The following is a 534-nucleotide window of genomic DNA, read 5'->3' on the forward strand; positions in this document are numbered from 1 at the left end:
CCAATGAGTTGCCGATCCCTCGGCTTGAGTCTTGCGACTCTCTTGATCTTTCGCCAGACTTTCGTTCTTTGAAAGAATCGACCATTAGGAATTTAGTTTAAAGCCTAAGCTCTAAACAGTTCTCCTTAGAAAGGAGGTGATCCAGCCGCACCTTCCGATACGGCTACCTTGTTACGACTTCACCCCAATTATCGGCCCCACCTTCGACGGCTAGCTCCCTTACGGGTTACCTCACCGGCTTCGGGTGTTGCAGACTTTCGTGGTGTGACGGGCGGTGTGTACAAGGCCCGGGAACGTATTCACCGCAGTATGCTGACCTGCGATTACTAGCGATTCCGACTTCATGCAGGCGAGTTGCAGCCTGCAATCCGAACTGAGACCGGCTTTCTCAGATTTGCTCCACCTCGCGGCTTCGCTTCCGTCTGTACCGGCCATTGTAGCACGTGTGTAGCCCAGGACATAAGGGGCATGATGATTTGACGTCATCCCCACCTTCCTCCGGTTTATCACCGGCAGTCTATCTAGAGTGCTCGA

1 rRNA gene is annotated in these 534 nt (G+C 53.2%); it reads right to left on the reverse strand.

Features of this window, described 5'->3' with window-relative positions:
• Positions 1-129: 129 nt before the first annotated feature.
• A 16S ribosomal RNA gene (locus tag DSOL_RS26310) occupies positions 130-534 on the reverse strand; the annotation flags it as partial.

Origin of the sequence: Desulfosporosinus metallidurans, from assembly GCF_001936615.1 — a bacterium.
GTDB classification, from domain to species: Bacteria; Bacillota; Desulfitobacteriia; order Desulfitobacteriales; family Desulfitobacteriaceae; genus Desulfosporosinus; species Desulfosporosinus metallidurans.